This is a genomic window from Burkholderia pyrrocinia (assembly GCF_003330765.1).
GTDB lineage: Bacteria > Pseudomonadota > Gammaproteobacteria > Burkholderiales > Burkholderiaceae > Burkholderia > Burkholderia pyrrocinia_B.
Window position 1 is genome coordinate 1,651,177 of sequence record NZ_CP024902.1, and the last position, 19,669, is coordinate 1,670,845.

Annotated in this window: 12 protein-coding genes and 1 pseudogene; 5 read left to right on the plus strand and 8 right to left on the minus strand. The window is 57.5% G+C overall.

What is annotated here, in order from left to right; translation table 11 throughout:
• Positions 1 to 914: 914 nt before the first annotated feature.
• Both CUJ89_RS07915 and CUJ89_RS07920 read left to right on the plus strand, forming a co-directional pair.
• The gene (locus CUJ89_RS07915) at positions 915 to 3,317 is read left to right on the plus strand and encodes a TerB N-terminal domain-containing protein (RefSeq protein ID WP_114176840.1); all 2,403 of its coding nucleotides are present in this window, start codon (positions 915 to 917) and stop codon (positions 3,315 to 3,317) included.
• Positions 3,314 to 3,433: pseudogene (locus tag CUJ89_RS07920) on the plus strand (BREX system ATP-binding domain-containing protein); the annotation flags it as partial. The gene CUJ89_RS07915 and the pseudogene CUJ89_RS07920, both read left to right, overlap by 4 nt.
• 24 nt (positions 3,434 to 3,457) lie before the next feature.
• On the opposite strand, the gene CUJ89_RS07925 reads toward CUJ89_RS07920, so the two are convergent.
• Positions 3,458 to 4,668 (minus strand): IS3-like element ISButh2 family transposase gene (locus tag CUJ89_RS07925; RefSeq protein WP_114176841.1). Its coding sequence is split into 2 segments (ribosomal slippage): positions 3,458 to 4,353 and positions 4,353 to 4,668, totalling 1,212 coding nucleotides; the frame shifts between segments, so codons are not numbered across the junction.
• Between CUJ89_RS07925 and CUJ89_RS07930 the strand changes: the two genes are divergently transcribed.
• Positions 4,667 to 5,953 (plus strand): ATP-binding protein, encoded by a 1,287-nt coding sequence (locus CUJ89_RS07930; protein WP_415859045.1) that lies wholly within the window; start codon positions 4,667 to 4,669, stop codon positions 5,951 to 5,953. The two genes, CUJ89_RS07925 and CUJ89_RS07930, sit on opposite strands and share 2 nt — an antisense overlap.
• Entirely contained in the window at positions 5,925 to 8,168 is a 2,244-nt protein-coding gene (locus CUJ89_RS07935; RefSeq protein WP_114176842.1) for a DEAD/DEAH box helicase, read from the plus strand. The genes CUJ89_RS07930 and CUJ89_RS07935 overlap by 29 nt, the downstream gene beginning before the upstream one ends.
• Positions 8,169 to 8,381: 213 nt before the next feature.
• On the opposite strand, the gene CUJ89_RS37645 is transcribed toward CUJ89_RS07935, so the two are convergent.
• The 7 genes from CUJ89_RS37645 to CUJ89_RS07965 form a co-directional block, all read right to left on the minus strand.
• Positions 8,382 to 9,350 carry a lysozyme inhibitor LprI family protein gene (locus CUJ89_RS37645; RefSeq protein WP_152036599.1) on the minus strand — a complete coding sequence of 323 codons (969 nt, stop codon included), beginning with the start codon at positions 9,348 to 9,350 and terminating at the stop codon, positions 8,382 to 8,384.
• A 6-nt stretch (positions 9,351 to 9,356) separates the two neighbouring features.
• Positions 9,357 to 11,009, minus strand: a complete 1,653-nt coding sequence (locus CUJ89_RS07940) for a hypothetical protein (RefSeq protein ID WP_114178538.1) — start codon at positions 11,007 to 11,009, stop codon at positions 9,357 to 9,359.
• A 222-nt stretch (positions 11,010 to 11,231) separates the two neighbouring features.
• Complete coding sequence (locus tag CUJ89_RS07945; RefSeq protein ID WP_114176843.1) at positions 11,232 to 12,692, minus strand: ATP-binding protein; 1,461 nt, start codon at positions 12,690 to 12,692, stop codon at positions 11,232 to 11,234.
• Positions 12,693 to 12,694: 2 nt separating this feature from the next.
• Positions 12,695 to 15,190 carry an Hsp70 family protein gene (locus tag CUJ89_RS07950; RefSeq protein ID WP_114176844.1) on the minus strand — a complete coding sequence of 832 codons (2,496 nt, stop codon included), beginning with the start codon at positions 15,188 to 15,190 and terminating at the stop codon, positions 12,695 to 12,697.
• Positions 15,187 to 15,567, minus strand: a complete 381-nt coding sequence (locus tag CUJ89_RS07955) for a hypothetical protein (protein WP_113047419.1) — start codon at positions 15,565 to 15,567, stop codon at positions 15,187 to 15,189. Before CUJ89_RS07955 ends, CUJ89_RS07950 begins: the two co-directional genes overlap by 4 nt.
• Positions 15,568 to 15,678: 111 nt before the next feature.
• A complete protein-coding gene (tnpB, locus tag CUJ89_RS37650) occupies positions 15,679 to 16,146 on the minus strand; it encodes an IS66 family insertion sequence element accessory protein TnpB (RefSeq protein ID WP_152036600.1) in 468 nt (155 codons plus the stop codon).
• Between the two features lie 203 nt (positions 16,147 to 16,349).
• Entirely contained in the window at positions 16,350 to 17,750 is a 1,401-nt protein-coding gene (locus CUJ89_RS07965) for a tyrosine-type recombinase/integrase (RefSeq protein ID WP_161556528.1), read from the minus strand.
• 356 nt (positions 17,751 to 18,106) lie between these two features.
• Here CUJ89_RS07965 and bamC point away from each other — a divergent pair, with 356 nt between their 5' ends.
• Positions 18,107 to 19,318, plus strand: coding sequence for an outer membrane protein assembly factor BamC (gene bamC, locus CUJ89_RS07970; protein ID WP_114176846.1), 1,212 nt, complete (start codon positions 18,107 to 18,109; stop codon positions 19,316 to 19,318).
• The last annotated feature ends 351 nt before the right edge of the window (positions 19,319 to 19,669 follow it).

Sequence of the window (19,669 nt, forward strand, 5' to 3'; positions counted from 1 at the left end):
CGCGAAGTGGCCGGTGATTTCTTTCGACGCACCAATGGGCGCATTGCGATCGATGAGGCAGCCATCTTTCACGGGCCGTCACGTGTTCCGCACGAACCAGGTCCGCTTCGCGGTGCCGAGCAGCGAGCCGCGACTCGACGAAGGTGGCCGGCGCCGACAGCGTTTCGGCGAACCGGGTCGCCTAGTTCGGCGTGAGTTCCGCGAACGCGCCTGCGAACCACGTGGTCAGGGCGCCCGGATTGAACACTTGCACATGCGCGTCGCGGCATTACAGGGTCAACTCCATCGACATCGCCGCCGACGAGTTGCCCGTAGCGCGCAAACAGGAATGTCCGCGAGCGCGAGCCACGGGACAACGAAGATCCCTAATACTTGACATAATTAACACTGGCGCCAGAAAGCCTATAGTAACTATAGGGATTTAAGAGCCGAGTACGCCAGTTCCCGTCGGACGGTATACCGTCCGATTGTGCGGGGCGCGGGCTGGAGTACGGAACGCCCAGCCTAATGCGGTCAACAGTCGCCCAAGCTGCCGCTTCAGCGCGCACGACAATGCCCTACGGGATGACCACGGCAAGTTTCGATGCTGCGTTTCGCGTGATAGCGGCGGCTCGTGGTATTAGCATTGTGCTCGTTGTGCCTGCCGGGATCTGCCGGCCGGAGCTCGATAGATAGGCGAACCCTCTCGAACCGACGCGTGGTAGCAGTTCCGATTCGGCGTGAGCCTCATCGCTTTCTAGTGCGTGCAGAGCCGTTCATCGCGGAGATGGAAATCTGCGAAAAGAGGCCGCCGCATGATTGCGAACGCGATGTCCGAGGACGAATATTCCAGCGTAATATATTCGTCTAATTGGACTGCCTGACCGGCCGGCGGCAAGCGGCGGCGGAGTTCGAAGAAGCGAGAGACCAAATCTATGAGCCGCAAGGCAAAAAAATCGGGTGCCGGGCTGGGTGTGCTCATCGTGGCACTATTGATTGCTATCGTTGTGGCCCCGAAAGGGAGCTGGACGGTTGCATTCGTGTTCTCCCTTATCTGTGTGAGCATTTCCGCCCTTACGAAGAAAAAGGAATTGCCAACGACAACGAACTCCGTGAGCACAAGCTCGACGGAGTCGCAATCTGTTAGGCCGGCGGACGTTATGCCAAAAGCTACATTAGAGTCCCGGTCAGAGCAGAGCGAGGATTTTTTGACAGTAACTCTGTCGTCTGATTCAACTAGCTCATCCTATCGCATCGCGCCTCCGAGCGTCGAGACTTCTCCAGAAGTTCGCTGGATCAACCGAGGTGAGGCGGTAGACATCGCCGGAACGACGATTACCGGAGGTATGTTCTTTCTTGGTACGCCGCGACGGGGCGAGGGGTACCAGGGCCTCGATGCTTGCGCCGTTGTTCCGAATTCGAACGTGGCAGCGAAAGGGAGTGAAAGCTCGGTTGGGCCGGAAGATTACTGGTTGAGTTACAACTCGTTTTCGGCTGCACATCGACGAACATATATCCAGTGGCTGGCATCCGACCGGTCAGATCCGAAGTTGCATCGAGGTTTCGTACAGTTCTATCTCTCCGGGCTCGAACGTCGCGTTCTCGTGGATGGGATGCAGGGGCGCGTCGAAAAGGGGGAGTTCGACGCTATCGCGACTGAGTTGCAGCGTCTGAAAACTTTATATTCAAACACGCTTTCCACGGGCGCTGTCGACAATCTGCTCGAGTTCATCTCCGTACATTCGGTGCATCCCAGGCGGCAGTATGAGCAGAAGCCAGGCCCAATCAGCAACACATTCGAAGTGCCACTTAGCATACGCGTAGCGTTTGGCCAGGCGTCGGTGGACAAAGCTCCCGTTCCTGTCGAGTGGGCACTCGCGTGGGTATTGGGTGACGGTGCTGTCAACAAGCGTACGCCGGTGACCCGTTGTGCCCGCGAATTCCGTCAGTTGTTCGAGCAGAAGTATGCCGAGAAGTATCGCGAGGGGATGAGACTACCCCTAAACAAGACGAAGCTTCGTTCACCTGCGTACACATCGTTCTACGCGCTCCGCGAAATTGAATATCCGGACTACATTACCTCGTTGCCCGATCTCACGGCCGTGACCGGGCCGAGAAACAAGCTTCAGGAGTTGGTGTACGAGTGCACTGATGCACTGGATGCTTACAGCAGATTTTTGGGGCGGAACCCAGACGCAGAGGGTACGCTGGAAAGCACCCTTCTACTCCCCGTTGAGCTTTGGCAGGAGAGCGCGCGACTCGAACTCGAAACGCTCGTCACGTCAGTCGCTAGTAGTACCCTCGTGACAACTTTCGGAAATCTGTTTGAGCGGTTCAAGGCAGCAGGGAACCTCACGCGTGACAAGCTGGCGACCCTCGCTCGCGTGCTTGGAGAAGCCGGCGTAGCAATGGAGCCGGATGTGCGAATTTCGGGGCGAACACCCAAGAACACGGATTTTGTGGCGTTGTATACGACGCCACCTAGCAATTCCACAAACCTGGCGGACGAGACATATCTCACGCTAGCGCTGATGGTGGACATGGCTGCTTCGATCGCGATGGCTGATGGGGCGGCGACGGAGCCCGAAATTGCGCTCATCTACCGACAGATTGAATCGTGGTCGCAGATGGCCCCACGTCAGCAGGATCGGCTCAAAGCACGTGTGCAGGTGCAAATCGCACAACCGCCGACTTTGACAAGCCTCAAAAAGCGGCTTGAGCCACTGTCGGTGGACGCGAAGCATTCCCTTGCAACGCTGCTGATCCAGACCGCAAACGCGGACGGCGTCGTGTCGCCGGCAGAAGTCAAACTGCTTGAAAAAGTGTACCAGACGCTTGGACTCGATCCGCAGCGGCTATATTGTGATCTCCACGGTAATGCTGTCGTTGGTTCTCCAAGTCAATCACAAGCGCACACCAACGCTCCTATGTTGAAGGTTGTGTCGTCGCAGCCGGCCTTCACACTTGATTCGGCTCGAATCGAAGCGCTCCAAAAGGAGACTGCAAAGGTTTCTGCAATGTTGGCCGACGTGTTTGCCGACGAGGGTTCAGGCGCTCAGCCAGTTTCGGAGCATGCTGCCGCCCAGGTAACGAAACCAGAATCCTTTAGCTTGCTCGGGATGGACGACGCTCACTCAACGTTCCTTCGGCTGCTGCTGACGAGGCCGAAATGGGTGCGCGCGGAGTTGGTCGATGCCGCTTCTGACCTCGACATGATGCTAGATGGAGCCATTGAACAGGTCAATGAGGCTGCGCTCGATCACTGGGACGAACCTCTCATTGACGGGGACGACCCAATCGAAATTAATCAGGAACTTGCACAACGGTTAGCAGCATGACAACAATTCGTCCCAAGGACCGCGATGCGGTTCTTCAGTCACTCCGCGCGGGCGTCGTTCCGCGAATCGGACAACACCTGATTCAGGTGGGGCGTCAGAAAGAACTCGATGGAATTGACCCTGTAATCCCGGACACAGCTTCACACTAAGGTTGCTGAATCCATCGAGCGCCGGAACTCGCGAGGCGAGCGGTATTTCAGCGCGCTATGGGGATGCTTCTCGTTGTAATGCTCGAACGCGATAGCCAGATTGTGTGCAGCGGTCGCCGCGTCCGGCTTCGGCATGAAGGCGACGTAATCGCGCTTCATGGTTTTCACGAAGCTCTCTGCCATGCCGTTACTTTGCGGGCTGCACACCGGCGTGGTCAACGGCTTCAGGCCTATGTCCATCGCAAACCGGCGCGTGTCGTCGGCCGTGTAGCCCGAACCGTTGTCGCTCAACCACTCGATTTCGGATGGCGTATGCAACGCATTGCCGAAGCGATTTTCCACCGCAGCCAGCATCACGTCGCGCACGATGTCGCCGCTATGGCCTGCCGTCGTGGCCGCCCAGCTCATCGCCTCGCGGTCACAGCAGTCCAGCGCGAACGTTACGCGCAGCGGCTCGCCGTTGTCGCAGCGAAACTCGAAGCCGTCGGAGCACCATCGCTGATTGCTGCGACCGACAGCCACCTTGCCGTCATGGCGACGTTGCGGCCGAGGTGGAATCGGTCGGCGCTGCATCAGCAGCCCGTGCGTACGCATGACGCGATAGATGCGCTTGGCATTGAACGGCACCAGCCCAACGGCAACACGCTCGTTGCGCAACGTGCCCCAAACCCGGCGATAGCCATAGCTGGGCAATTCGCCGACGACACGGCGGATTTCTTCGACTACGCTCGCATCGTCGGTCTGCCTCGATTGACGGCCATCGCGCCACGTCGCCGGACGCGACAGTCGTGCCGATACGTTCGAGCGCGACACGCCGAGAACTTCACAAACCAGTTTCACTGGTCGTCCTCCGGCAGCGAGGGCGAGTGCGCTATCCATTTTTTTGCTCGGCCATACTCGACTGCTTCGCGGAGAATCTCGTTCTCCATGGTCTTCTTGCCGAGCATCCGTTGCAGCTCGCGAATCTGCTTGAGCGCGTCGGCCAGTTCCGATGCCGGAACCACTTCCTCGCCAGCCTTGACCGCTGACAGGCTCCCGTCCTGGTACAGCTTGCGCCAGTGGAACAGTTGGTTCGGGTTCACGCCGTGCTGGCGCGCGACCATCGAAACCGACTTCCCCGGCTCGAAACTCTCGCGAACCATCGCCAGCTTTTGCTCCGCCGTCCAGCGCCGCCGACGCTCCGGGCCCGTCAACACATCCATCACTTCCTGCCTGGTGTTAGTCAAAAACACAGTCCTATGCCTACCCGTTAGTTTAAGCGGGAGACTGTGTCCGGAGATTCAGGGGGCCGTTCCACTCGATGCCTTGATTCAGGACATCGCCCGCGTCGCCGACGGTGGATCGAGCTTCCGCGTGGTGATCGGTGAGTACGGTGCCGGCAAGACGTTTTTCCTGAATCTGGTACGGGCTATTGCCCTAGAGAAAAAACTTGTCACGGTTCACGCAGATCTGAATCCCGACCGCCGGTTGCATGCATCGGGCGGACAGGCGCGCTCGTTGTACGCCGAACTAGCCAAGAACATTTCGACACGTACGAAAGCTGATGGCGGTGCCATGGCGGCCATCGTCGAGAAATTCATCGGTCAAGCGAAAACGGAAGCGAAGGCGGCCGGTCGAACGAGCGAAGAAGTTATTCGAGCCCAACTCAACCAGTTGACAGAGATGGTCAACGGATATGATTTCGCTGACGTCATCGCCGCATATTGCCGTGGGTTCGAAGAGGGGAATGAGCAGCTCAAGGGTGATGCCGTTCGTTGGTTGAGAGGTGAGTTCACTACGAAGACGGATGCTCGTGCCGCGCTCGGCGTACGCACTATCATCGACGACGCGTCGGTCTACGACCAACTTAAGCTAATGGCACGCTTCGTAAGACTTGCAGGGTACAGCGGGCTTCTAGTGTGCCTCGATGAACTGGTGAATCTTTACAAGCTCGCGAACGTTCAGGCTCGTAACGCGAACTACGAACAAATCCTGCGGATTCTGAACGACTCGCTTCAGGGATCTGCTGAAGGGCTGGGATTCGTCCTCGGCGGCACGCCTGAATTTCTGTTGGACTCGAAACGAGGGCTCTATAGCTATACGGCACTCCAGTCGCGACTCGCTGAAAACACGTTCGCAACGAGCGGGTTCGTCGATTACACAGGTCCGGTCATTCGGCTTGCCAGTCTCACGCCTGAAGACTTCTATGTTCTGCTGGACAAAATTCGCCTCGTACATGCTTTCGGCGACGAGGCAAAGGCGCAACTGCCGGCAGAAGCGATTCCCGCTTTCATGGCGCATTGCGCGATGCGTCTCGGCGACCAATATTTTCGCACCCCACGAACAACGATTACCGCCTTCATCAATCTCCTGGCCGTACTCGAACAGAATCCAGCTGCTGAATGGCAGCAACTGATCGGAGCGCTCGAAGTCGAGAAAGACACGGGCGGCATGAGCGATGTAGCGACCGAGGGTGACGATGAATTCGCAACCTTCCGCCTCGGCTGACTCGAGGAGCTTTGACCTTCTCGACGAAAGGATTCGCCGGTGGATCTGGAGAGAAGGGTGGACCGAGTTGCGCGACGCGCAGGAGCGTGCGGTGCCTGCGCTAATCAATGCCGACCGAGACATCATCATTGCGGCTCAAACCGCGGCTGGGAAGACTGAAGCGGCATTTTTGCCGATCTTGTCAAACCTGCTGCGCGAGTCTCCGTGCAGTGGATCAGTTCTTTACGTCAGTCCCCTTAAGGCTCTCATCAACGACCAGTGGTCTCGGCTGGATAGCCTTTGCGAGGAGCTAGAGATCTCCGTTGTCGGATGGCACGGTGATGTTTCCAGCAGTAAGAAGCAGCGATTTTTCAAGAATCCGACGGGCGTTCTTCTGATAACACCCGAATCCCTAGAAGCGATGTTCGTCAACCGCGGGTCGTCCATGGAGGCGACATTCGCTTCTCTGCGCTACATCGTTGTCGACGAATTGCACGCTTTTATCGGCTCCGAGCGAGGAAAGCAGCTTCAGTCCTTGATGTATCGCGTTGAACGTGCATGTGGCCATACAGTGCCACGTGTCGGCCTATCGGCGACCCTCGGGGACATGCAGCTCGCCGCGCGGTTCTTGCGTCCGAGTGGAGAGTCGGCGATTAGCATCATTGAGTCAAAAAGTACTACTCAGGAGCTGAAGGTCTTAATCAAGGGCTTCGTGCACCGACCGCCACGCGTAGAGCGCGAACCTGATCTCGAAAGTCCGGAGCTTGAGGATGCGCTCCCAGGAAGTACCGTTGACGTTGCGAATCAGCTTTATGCGTCGTTGCGCGGTTCTAACAATCTCATATTTCCGAACAGCCGCAGACAGGTGGAAACGTACGCGGATCTTTTGCGCCGCGCGTGCGAGCGCGACGGGTATCCCAACGAATTCTGGCCTCACCACGGAAGCCTTTCGAAGGAACTACGAGAGGATACCGAGCGAGCTCTGAAGGAAGGTGCAAGACCGGCTAGCGCCATTTGCACGACTACACTCGAACTCGGAATCGATATTGGCTCAGTGAAGAGCATTGTGCAGATTGGAGCGCCGCCCTCGGTGGCGAGCCTGCGTCAGCGTCTAGGTCGATCCGGCCGCCGCAAAGGAGAACCGTCCATCCTGCGTGGCTACTGTATCGAGTCCGATCTAACACGACAGTCCGACTTTTCGGACAGGATACGCGAAGGTCTGATTCAGTCGGTCGCTATGGTGCATCTGCTGATGCGGAAATGGTTTGAGCCACCACGAATCGGCGGCCTCCATGCATCGACTCTCGTACAACAGATTCTTTCAATCATCGCTGAACGCGGTGGGTGCACTGCAGGATATCTATGGAGCAGCCTGATTGCGAGCGGCACGTTCGACGCGATCGATAAGCAGACATTCACGGAGATTCTGCTTCATCTTGGCAAGCTCGACCTCATTGTGCAGTCGTCGAACGGCCTGCTGCTGCACGGAGAGGCAGGCGAGAAGTTGGTCAACCACTATGAATTCTATACCGCGTTTGCGACTGACGAGGAGTTCCGACTGATTGCCAAAGGGCGCCAGCTCGGGAGCCTGCCAGTTGCACATCCACTGACAATCGGACAGGGGCTGATTTTTGCTGGGAGGCGCTGGCGCGTCCAGGAAGTAGATCAGGAAAACAAGTCCATCTATGTGCTGCCTGACCACGGTGGTGCTCCGCCGCAATTTGACGGCAACGGTGCAATGGTTCACGACGAAGTTCGGCGCGAAATGCGGCGCGTTCTTGCAAGTGACCAGGCGGAACTCACTCTGGACGCACGAGGTCGTGAACTGCTGCAAGAGGCACGTCGGTACTATGCCGATGCCTCGTTGGCTTCTGCTAGGTTCGTACAGGAAGGAGCAGCAGTGCACATCGCTACTTGGCGCGGTGACTGGATTAACGACACACTCGTCTTGCTGCTCAAGGCCCACAAAATCGATGCCTTCAACGGTGGTGTGGTGGTCAGCGTTATCAACGCAAACGCGAACCGCCTAGTCGACGTCTTTAGGCGGATCAGTGAATGGGATGAACCGACGGCCCTGGATTCGCTCGGGAAAATCGAAAATCTCGAGCAAGAGAAATGGGATTGGGCGCTACCTGAAAAAGTGAGGCGGCGTGCGTTCGCGTCGACACATCTCGATATTGGTGGCGCGTTGGCTTTCGCCAGTGAGCTCGGAAGTGCTTGTCGCGCTGCCGAGTAAGCGAAGACAGGCACGAATCGGCAGAAATGCCAAGGGGCGGAGATTTCGTGACTGCCCACTCGATCATTTCTTCCTTCGGAGCCTGCCGGTGCACGGCTCCGATTTTTTTGCCACGAACCACGGGCGCAAGAGGAAAACAACGAGGACACGAAAGCGGTCGATGCCGCCGTTTCTCGAAGGGGTAAGCGACTGTTCTATCGAGTTCGTGCAACATCAATCATTTTCACCGGGTGCATTCATCATTCCCTGGCTTTCTACGACTGTCGTCAGCCACTGCCGCTGATTTGCATACCATTGACCTAGGCAAAGCCGGTCGTGACAGTTGCGCTCACGATAGTTCCATTGCTGCCTCGCGCGCTCCCTGAATGCGGCTCGGTCCCGAACCACTGCCTTGGCATCGGCAAAGAGGCTTGCGAGTTCGACATCTTCCGCCGCTAGCTGAGCGTCGCTGCAAATTAGATGCTCCGCATCCGAACGGGCTTTCGCGCAGTCAAAGCTAGTTTTGACTGCCGGTGCATTTTGCATATTGGAAAAGTATTGATTTGCCGCGGCGGCCTTGGAAAAGCCCTGCTGTGTCAGGGCCGGGCGGTTTGCCTCGACTTCGGCGCGGACACGCTCGAACTCGCTGACGTAATAGCGAAAATTTGAACATCGGGAATTGTAGTCCGCTATTGCCACGTTGAACGCGTTCACGGAGATCTCCGAAGTTTGGATTACTTGCCCGTCCCACGCTTCCAACCGTATCTTATGTGAAAGGCAATAGCGAATCTGTGAGCGGTCGAGTATTAATCCCTTCCCGGCAGGCGGAACGTTTTCTTCGTTAGAAGCGATTTTTTGCTCTGGCGTATCGGAAGGAGATGAATTCGGAGTTTCGAAACCACTTGATGATGTTTGGTTGGCCTCGATGCCCTGCATTGGAGGCGACTGAGGTGAAGTATGAGAATTCAGAAGCAATGCGAACAGCACTAGCAAACCAATTCCGATGGCCCACCATTTCGCAGAACCATTGGGTCCGGAAGTACGCTGCCGTGCTCCTGCGTAGATGGGTGCTGACTCGCCGGCTTGTTGAGTACCGCTTCGTTCCGGTGAGGGCGGACTAGTAGGGGAGATTGGGGGAGTCGTGATATCGGATGCCATCGATTCGAGTCCTGCGAATCCCTTCTTACTTTTTTCATTCGCCATGGCCGATCATCCCTTAACGTAGTCACTTAATTTATGAATGCCTTTTTCGAATCCCCCACGAATGATGTGCTCGATGATGTGCGTGTTACAGATGTGGATGTAAGACGCCGATCCATAGACCTCTTTCCGGGTGGGGGTGCCAATATAAAATCGACCATCCGCGCTCCAAACACGGACCTCGTGCCAGTTAAGTCGCACCCGTTCACTCGATCCAAAGAATTTATGGCGAAATAAAGTCACAGCGTCGTCTTCGACTACGAAATCCCCAAAGGCAAATGATTGGCCCTTTTCGAGAGCGGCGATCATCTCTAGGACAAGGCGGACACAGACGGCACGCCAAAGCGCGGCGACAAACCCCGAGTAGGTTGTTTCCTTGCGTAGTTTGATGACTTGCTCGGAATCGTTGTTGCCGATGGCAATTGTGTAGTCTGTTCCAGTAGGAATTCCGTTCACTGATCGACGCACTCCCCCCCAGCGAACTCGCGTAATCGAGTTGAGTGGAATAGAGCGCCCGTTGTAGCGTATGCCTTGCGGCGAGATCGCCAACTCGTCTTTGAAAATTAGACCAACCTCTGCGCAGAAGGTAATGTCGCGCGCCCACTGCTCGTTATCTCGGTCGCGCTCCTCCGCCTGCAACCGCAGCCTACGAATCACTTCGGAGTCTTCCTGAGCTCTCTCTGCAACCTCGGGCAGCTCTGCAAATAGCTCGCGTAGTAGTCGAGTTATCCGGTCGGCTTGGTCAAGCATACTGTGTTCGTTATTTAGCATGACCCCAACGCCTCTCAGCGCATACGCGAGATCCTGGCTCGGTTGATGAACGATGCCGCGGGATTTCGCGCTAGTCTGGATCGGCTTCGTGAATCGATACCAGTTGCGTGCAATCTTCTCAAGCCGATCGAGAGCCGCGTCGACCGCATGTGCACCGCGCGGCGCAGCTTGACGTGCATTTTCGATGACGATAAGCAGGGTTTCTGCCTCTTTTTGCAAGAGTCCCTGCGCCTCAACCTCGTAGCTGTCAACTAAGTCGTCGAGTAGAGTGGGGCCGTGCGAGTTTCCCTTGGCTGTCGCGAGGTTCACTGCAGTCGACAAGGTTTCGATCAGTTTGGTCGGCTCCATCGTGTCCAGTAAGTTCCTGAGAGCCAAACGGTAGGTTTTGCGACGTTCAGATAATTCTTCCTCGACCAATTCGGCTGTTTGCACCTCAGGAAACCCGGAGATGCTGCGGTCCTCGTTGACATCACGCAGGACCTCTTCAAGATCGATCGTTTCAACCACCGCGGCGAAATCGCGAATGAATCTGGCCAAGGGCAAAACCGATTCGTCGTCGGCGAAGAGTTCGCAGGCAGTTGCCATCAGGTTCGCTCTCGCCAGGCTAGGCAGCCCTTGCTCGGACCGAATGGCTTGCGGATTGTCGGAGAGGCTTTGCATCAAGCTCTCGACGATTCGCGGCGCGACTCCTGGCATCCACGCCATCTCGGCCGAAAGCCTCATCCTAGGATTGGTGAGTGTGGAGCGCGCTATTTGGCAGACGTCACTGTCGAGATGTAGAGACCGTTCTTCAGCCATTGCGACTATTTTTCGGCGGTCGTCACGTGTGGTGACGCCGAGGACGTAAAAGGGATTTCGATGCAGGGCCGTGTCGGTCGTGTTCTTACTCATTTCGATCTCGCCTTGTTGCACCACGGTTCGAATTAGGATTCACCACGGCGCGTATTGCAGATGCTGGCCATTGCACTGAACTTATCGATCATTGGCTCGAGTTCTGAACTAGGTCGCTTACGACTTGCGTCTCCCGAGGTCTAGTTTGGACAGACGTTGGTCGAGGAGGACGTTTTGGCCTTTGCGATATTTCTCCGCAGCGTTCGAGAAGGCACCTTCCCGTCAGACAAACCCGATGCGTCGACCGGAGCCTTGTTCAGTCCGGGACGGTGCGGACTCAAGTGCTGCGAGAAGGGACTCTTGCCCGAGACGACTGGCGCCGGCGCGGGCGGAAAGCCGTGCAGCTTCGCGAACCACGAACGCAACGTCTGAGAGTGGCCGCCCGGCGAGCTTTTGGGCCAATGGCACCGGATCAACTGTTCGGTCCTTCGGTAGAGTGGCCAGCAACTTGGTGAGTAATGCCGCTACTTCGGTCTCGTCTGGATAGCTAACCGCGATGACATGGTCGAAACGGCCACGACGCATAATTGCGGGGTCGATCATCTCTACGCGATTGGTCATCGCAATGATGAGGACCTCGTTGTTGGCAGCCTCTGGGATTCGCCGCAGGAATTCGGCAACTTCCTCGACTCGGTGGTGGCTTCCCGCACCAGTCTCCCGATCGGCCAAGAATGCCTCCATCTCGTCGATCACCAGCACCGACGGTGCGCTCCGCATCGCTTTCTCAAACATCTCGGAAACCTTGCGGCTGGTTTCGTGGATGAAAGGGCTCGCGACTGTGGAAGCGTCGATCTGGAAGCACGGCCACCCGAGAAACTCGACTAGCTGTTCGACCGCGAAGGTCTTCCCGCATCCGGGCGGCCCGTATAGGACGGTCGCCGAAGGAAATCCGATGCCAAGCGCCTGATAGCGCTCCTTGTGTCGGACGATGTCGACTATGTGTTCGCTGAAAAATGCCTCCAACTCCACGCGCCCAGGCAGCGCGAACGGCTTGCCCGAGTCGATCGTCGGCCGTCGCTTCGAGTCGCCCCCGTGGGCGTCCGTCTGGTGCAGAAACGTCGTGCCGCGCTCGTCCGAATCCAGAGCGCGAGAATCATCGGCCGCTTCGGCGCTAGGGTCGTCGGTGGCATCGAGCCCCGCCGTCAGGATAATTTCGTACAGATGCGTGGTACCCAACCACGTGAGCATCTGCTGTAAGCGTCGAAACGATTTGGTGGAGACGCGGGCACCGCCCGTCAGCCAGTAGCCGAGCACCATGTCGTCATCCGTGTGCGAAGTGATCCCGTAAGTGGGCAGTAGTCGGCTGAATTTTTCGACGTAGATCGCGTCCTGAAGCGGACTGTCCGGATCGATCATGCGCGTTTCTCTCAGGGCCGTCGCGAACGCTAGGGCCTCGCTCGTATTCGCAGGCGAGCGGCAGTCGGACAGCGGAGCGAGCATTTGGCTCGGGCCGCAAGAAACCTCGCGGTAGATTTCGGATCCGAACCTGAAACGGTGGAAGTCGCCGACATCAGCCAGCCCCGAGGCTGCCCACTTGGCAAATAGGTTTTCTCTCACGATCAGGGCATATCCGGCACCCTGAGTCTCTACGATTTGCCAGTTGAAATCTGTGTGCCGCGGCCTCCCGCAGCGAGCCCCGTCCGGCAGTTCATATCCAATTGGCAGCCAGCTTTCGAGCGCCACGATCAGCCCACTAGGATGTTCGATCCAGCGACCATGTCGTCCTCTCTAGACGTGCCGACGCGTATCGAGTCGAGGTGGCCTACCACCTGACGCAACTTGTCGATGTCACTAGCTTGCAGGGCTTGTCGTCCGACCCGGCAGAGTTCCTCGTGCTCGGTGGCGTCAGGAAACAGAAATGCGTCTTCCGAGAGCCATTTGAAGCGGTCGATGATGAACCAGTCCTGGCGCCAGAGGATCGAAAAGAACCTTCCGTGCATTTCATCAAGGTGCGACTCGAAATCGGCGCTATTATTGTCAATCGCACGCTGCGCCGTCTTGGCGAGGTTGTCAAAAGATCCAGATTCTGCAGGCCGTGCAAACTGCCGGATACGCGAGTCGAAGAATTCGACTGCCTTGTCGAGCTCCATCCGCCGGATGACTTTGAGGTGATCCTTTCGCGCCTTGGCCAGTAGCTTCTTTGCCTCCTGGATGTCGTCCATCGCTTGTTTTGCGGTTTCTGGATCGTGTTCGCCATCCTCTATTGTCGCCGCCCGTTCCAGCCGCTCGCGTGCCAAGTTGAGGCGTGAATCGTCAACTTGTTGAGCGATCTCGTGGAGCCGGCTTCCGACGCGCTCAGACTCTTCGCCGATGCGCTTGGCCGCCTTGGTGTAGTCGATTTGCCCTTCTTGTCGCGAATAGAAATTCCGGCCGCTGTGGAATGAGCTGCCGATAGAGGGCACCGTGACCTCGAGAACGATGTTGCCCGAGTCGAGCATCTCGTATTCACATTGTAGTTCTGCGCCCTTGGCGATTACGCCAGTGGCGAAGTCCGATCCCTTGATCTCGAACATGCCGATGAACCGATTGTCCGATACAGGATCCTCAATTGAACCTTCCCATAATTTGAATTTGATTGAGCTTGCGGCACCGGCGCGCAGGGACTCGTCAGCTTTGAAGGTCTTCTTGCCGCTTATCGGCAGTTGGTCGCCTTCCTGGACCAAATAGTCGAGGACGAGACGCCCGCCGATCTTCTCTCGCGCCTCCATGCCAATTGAATGAGAGGCCGGGATTGCGTCGATCTGCGCTGCAGTGCGCGAGATGGTGATCTTGTCCTCGCTCATCCGCACAGGTCCGCCGGCGGCGTCAAATACGAACACCTTGAACAGATTCTCACCAGGTTTGGCCAATGGAATCTCGACCGTTGCCCCGTCTTTGAGGGCGATGCGGCCGGAAGACCATCCGGTATCGAGGCTATCAATTTGGAATGCGGTGCTGTCCGCGGCCTTGCCGCTGAGCTTGGCAATCACCTTGGCCTTTGAGTCCGGTGTGCGTGCCTGATAGTTAAAGGCCAGATCTAGCTCACCTCCAGCTGCCAGAGCGCCTCGCCCGCTTTTGCGGCCTCGGTTTTGGCTAACCCAGTCGATGGATTCCGCGAACACAGATGCACCCTCGGCCACGGCTGTCATCGGGTTGACGTCGGTGGACGCCGCGATGCCAAGTTCGACGGCCACCTTATCTCGAAGCGGCTTGTATTGAGTCGGGCCCCCTACGAACACCACGCGCCCAATGTCGTGGGGGCTCAATCCTGCTTTGTCCATTGCTTCACGTGCCGCGTCGACAGATTCGTTAACCTTTCCTGCAATTAATTCTTCGAACCGATGCCGGGTCACGGCTATGTCAAGGTAGATGTCGTTCCCGGATGCGTCGCGCACTCGCAGCTCGCTGTCGTCGAGTGTTACCACCGCCTCATCGCTCGAGGACAATTCGATCTTTGCCTTCTCAGCCGCCCAGGTGGCCATGTAGCGCAGGGTCGTGTAGCGCTTGTCGGTCGAGAAGTCTTCTGGTAAATCGAAGTGCTCCAGAAGCCAAGGCTTCACGACGTTGTCGAGAAGAAGGCGGTCGAAGTCTCTGCCGCCACACATGGCAATACCACTGTGGGAAAGCAGACTGACTCGCCCACTGATGCTCTCAGCAATGGCAATGTCCAGTGTCCCGCCGCCTAGGTCGTAGACCAAGAACATTCCATCACCTGTGCGGTGACGCATAACGCTCATGACCGCGGCGACCGGCTCTTGCATTAGGGCGACCTTTCCCAGTCCGGCCATTTCCGCCGCGGCCATTGTCGCTTCCTTTTGCATCTGGTTGAATGCAGCGGGAACGGTGATTACGGTTCCGGTGTCAGGTTTGTTGCGAGTTTCTTCAGGCAGGTAACCGAAGAGCACACGCAGAATTTCGGCAGAGCACTCCTCCGGTGTCATAGTCACGTCGACCGCAGGCAAGCGAATCGGTGTGCTGGTGCCCATCAACCGTTTGAACAAGGTGGCCGCATTCTCTGGATTGCGCGCTGCGTTGTCGTACGCGCGCTTGCCTACATATTTGTTGTTGCGCTTGTCGATGAAGATGGCCGACGGCGTGACGTCATTCTGGTCAGGGCTCTTGAATAGGCGCAGGCTCTCGCCATCATAGGCGCAGATCGCGCTGTTGGTCGTTCCGAGGTCGATCCCGATGTAGTTCTTCATGGACGTCCCGCCTTCACAAGCATTACAGTTCCGCTGCGCACTAGGCCATCGGGACCCATGACAACGGGTTCGACCATCTGGTCGACGACCAAGAAATCGTTGGGGCCGAAGTCGGCAATGTTCAAGGCAGAGACTGCCATGCCAGGATCGTAGGGTTGCCCCTCAAGGGTGACAATGCGCAGGCCACACGCGTTGAGACCATCATCGATCTTTTTGAGGAAATAGCGGGATTGGTTGGCGTAGCGTGGGGTCTCGCTTACTTCGAGCTTTCCAAGCAACCGACCGAATACGCGGGCAAAGCGCCACGCCTCTATGGAAACGTCTATCAACGCCTCTTTCGCGGGATGGTCGCCCGCAACACCGCGCGCTTCTTCCATGCTTCCCCCGACCGCCGTTGACAGCGGAATGAACAGGATTTGGCTTGGCCATTCGCTTTTTTCCTTGCTCTGTAAGCGAGTTCGACCAGCTTCTGTTCTTCGTCTTTGACTTTAGCAGATCATTTTGAAGAATCGTATGCGACAAGGGTAAATACGAAAGAAGAGATCGAATGCCTCGTCTGCGGCTTCACTATTTCCAACAGCTGAGATGAAAAGAGGAGGAAGTTGTTGTGAGGTCGAGCCGCAGTGGTCAGCCGGCGCATCGAAGTCTAGTGTCTTGTGCGGCCACTCACTGCCGATGGGCGGCCAGGCGAACTGCCCTTGATTTAGGCGTCGCGCGGCCAGCCAGATACCGATCCCGTCGTGAATCAGGACCTTCATGCGGTTGGCGCGCCGATTGGCGAACAGATAGGCTTGATGTGGGTGTGCGGCGCCGAACACCTTGACCACACGCGCCAAGGCCGTGTCGAAACCAGCACGCATGTCCAGTGGGTCGACCGCCAGCCAGATCTCGTCGACACGGATCCGCGTTGAGCCTATGTTCAAGCGCGACCGCCACAACCGATACGCCGATTCCATGGCAGGCCGCAACCGCCTGCGCTTTGAACTCCTCGCTGTAGCGTTGCCGATGACGCTCGGGGAGTACTTCGGATTCGATAGTGTTCACGTGTCCGCTTATTCGTTCGGTGGACACGATACTCCCAAGCGCCTCGGCCAAACTCAAGACGGGTTGGCTGGCCGCTTACGTATGGATTCCGCACCGGCGCCAAAGAGTGCGAGCCCTATTGCCCCGGCTCTGATGTCGAGACGTCGATCGCGGTAGCCTGCATGGCGTGTTCCCTCATTTCAGTGGCCCTGTCATGCTCAGCTCGCTCTGCAGATCGATCCAGGCCCGTCAGTTGTTCCAGTCGTGCCCCCAGCAGGTGCCATGCGGCGCGCTTCTCGACCGTATATGGGTACCGCTGATAGATGCGTTTCATGCGGTTCTGCTCGCGGTGGTTCATACACTTGTCGATCACGGTGGGCAATACTCCCGTCGCCTGCATCAAGGTGGCGGCTGTTCGCCGTAAGTCGTGCGGAGTCCATTTCTCGTCGCCGAGAACGAGGGAGTTCGTTTTAGCGGTTCGGTTCGTATGTGCACCACGCTCGTAAAAGACTAACTGACGGTCGGCTACCTGCTTGGTAATACTTTTGAGGTCAATGTGCGTTTCCGGTTTGTCGTTGTGCTGGCGGGCGGGTAGCAGCCATTCCTTGCCGTTGGACAGTTGAAGGAGGGCGCTCATGTGCGTTGTGGCGTAGTCAGACAGAAATACAACGTGAGCATCCCCGTTCTTCGCGTTTTCAACTGGTACGCGCCAAGTCCGAAGTTCAAGGTTGATGTCGCGCTTGCGTGCCTTAATGACCTCGCCCACGCGTGCGTTGGTCGCCAAGATCAACATCAATACGTGCTTTGTCGGCTCCGGCAAGTTCGCAGACTCCAGTGCTTTCGGAAAGGCGCCGATCTCGTGATCGGAAAGGGTTCGTTCTCGTTCGGCGTCTGTCCCGCCGACATCCTTCTTTGAGACCATCATCAGAGGATTGGCGGAAACGTACTCCCGCGCCTGGCACCATTTGATGAACTGTTTGAGATCGGTGAGAGTCCGGTTGGCGAGCCGGTTCGCGCCTCGCGCGATAATCGCGTCCAGTGAGGACATGATGTCAGAGCGGCGTACGTCTTCCATCGCGATGTCGCCGATCACTGGAAGGACATCCTTTTTGAATGCGCGACGGACTTCTTGTCCGTTGTCTGCCCGCTTCTGCAGGGCGGACTCGGCCCACTCATTGAATCGCTCTTTGACCGTCTTACGGGCGAGCTTGTCCTCGAGGGTACGGACCTCTTCACTCGTGTCGACTAGCTTTTTCAGCCTTTCGATGAGTCTCTGTTCCAGCGGATCTTCCCCGGAACTAATGCACGCACGCGCACGGTCGCGGGCATCTCTAATCTGGCGCAGGCTCGCCTTCGGAAACGTACCGAGACGGATCTCACGGACCCCGCCGCTTGCTCGATAGCGCAATGAAAATTGAACCGATATGCCCTTCACCCCGGCACGGACCACACCAAAAACACCGCGTCCATCGGACAGACGACGGCCGTTGTCAGCCGGAATTAGCCCTTGCAATTCCCTCGTGGTGAGCGTACTCATTGCAGCCTCCGGGGCAAATTGCCCCCACATTTGCCCCCACAGATCCGGAAGCTTGGGTTGTATTGTAATGGAATTGCTAGGGCAAGTTGTTCTTAAATAATCATTAAAATCAATGGATTGCGTTGTTTTCTCGGATGCCAGGGGAACTCGGCGGAAGCGACAAAAAAGTGCATGGGGTGCAGGTGGTCGGAGGTTCAAATCCTCTCGCCCCGACCAGATAAGAACCCGCGTCGGCTTAAGCTGACGCGGGTTTTTTCTTGCCCGTCGCTTTTTTGCACATCGCGGCGCGGCCCCGGTAAAATGCAAGGTTGATCCACGGAAAGCGCCGTGATTTAGCGGAAGAGGATTCCCCGAACATGACTGATCTTCGTCTTACCATGCGGTTCGCTGCAGTGCTCGCCACCGGCGCGCTCGTTGCCGGTTGCGGTACGTCGTCGCCCACGAAAGTGGACTACAAGAGCGATTCGAAATCGAAGGAAGCGTCGCTCGCAGTGCCGCCCAACATGCTCGACGAGACGGCCGATCAGCGTTCGCTGCCGCCCCAGGGCGGCGCGACCTCCCTGTCCGCGCTTCAGCAGGTCCAGAAGGCGGCGCCTGCGCTGGACACCGTCGCTCCGGCCGTGACCGGCATGCATATCCAGCGCGACGGCACCGAGAGCTGGCTCGTGATCGACGGCAAGCAGCCGGCCGACATCTGGCCGCAGGTTCGCCGTTTCTGGCAGGAGCAGGGCTTCCTGCTCGTCGTCGACCAGCGGGACAAGGGCGTGATGGAAACCGACTGGAACGAAACCCATCCACAGATCAACGACGGCCTGATCCGCAGCGTGATCTCGAAGGCGATGGGCAACTCGTACGTGACGGCCGAGCGCAACAAGTACCGCACGCGTCTCGATTCGGCGCCGAATGGCGGCACCTACGTGTTCATCAGCCAGAAGGGGATGCGCGAGGCGATCACGGGCGCGAGCAACGATTCGAGCAAGTGGGAATCGAAGCCGAACGATCCGGCGCTCGAGACCGAATACCTGAAGCGGCTGATGGCCGTGCTCGCGCAGAACGAGCAGCGCGCGAAGAACGGCGAGCCGCCGATCGCGAACATCAAGGACAATGCGGCGCCGAAGGACAAGAAGGCCGACGCCGACGCATCGTCGAAGGCCGCCGCCGCGATTGCCGCGCAGAACGTCACGCGCACGTCGGCGCAAGGTAACGATGCGGCCGACGCGGCTGCAGTGCCGTCCGAAGTCACGCTCGGCGAGCCGTACGACCGGTCGTGGCTGCACGTCGGTCTTGCGCTCGATCGCGCGAACTTCACGGTCGACGATCGCGATCGCACGAAGGGCGTGTATTTCGTGCGTTATGTCGATCCGAAGGATCTGACTTCGGCCGAGCAGGGCTTCTGGAGCCAGTTGTTCCACGGCAAAAAGGAAAAGCAGGCGAAGCAGTACCGTGTCAACGTGAAGGCGCTCACGGCCGACCAGACGCGCGTCGCGGTCGTCGACGATGCGGGTGCGATCGACACGTCGTCGGCAGCTCGCCAGATCATGGGGCTGCTCGTGAATCAGCTCCGCTGATCTCGACGTTTCTCCGCACCAGTGAAAAGCCCGCCATTCGGCGGGCTTTTTCATGGCCGCTCGTCGGCGCGCACGTGTGCGAAAGGTTCGATCCCTCCTCGTGACGTTACGTAACATCCGCGCGTTACGGCGGCAGAACACGTGTCACATCGTCGTCGACGAAAAAATTGTCCTTATAAATCAATGGAATGACTGCTTTGTAACGGCTGGCACGCAACCTGCTCTATATATTGGAATCGTTAGAACAGGGAGGACGACGTCAGATGCCGGATGTGCGCCGCGAGCGCCGGATCAACGGTATCGATGTCTTCAAATGCCGGCGCGGCAAGCGCCGGTGCAACGGATGACGAT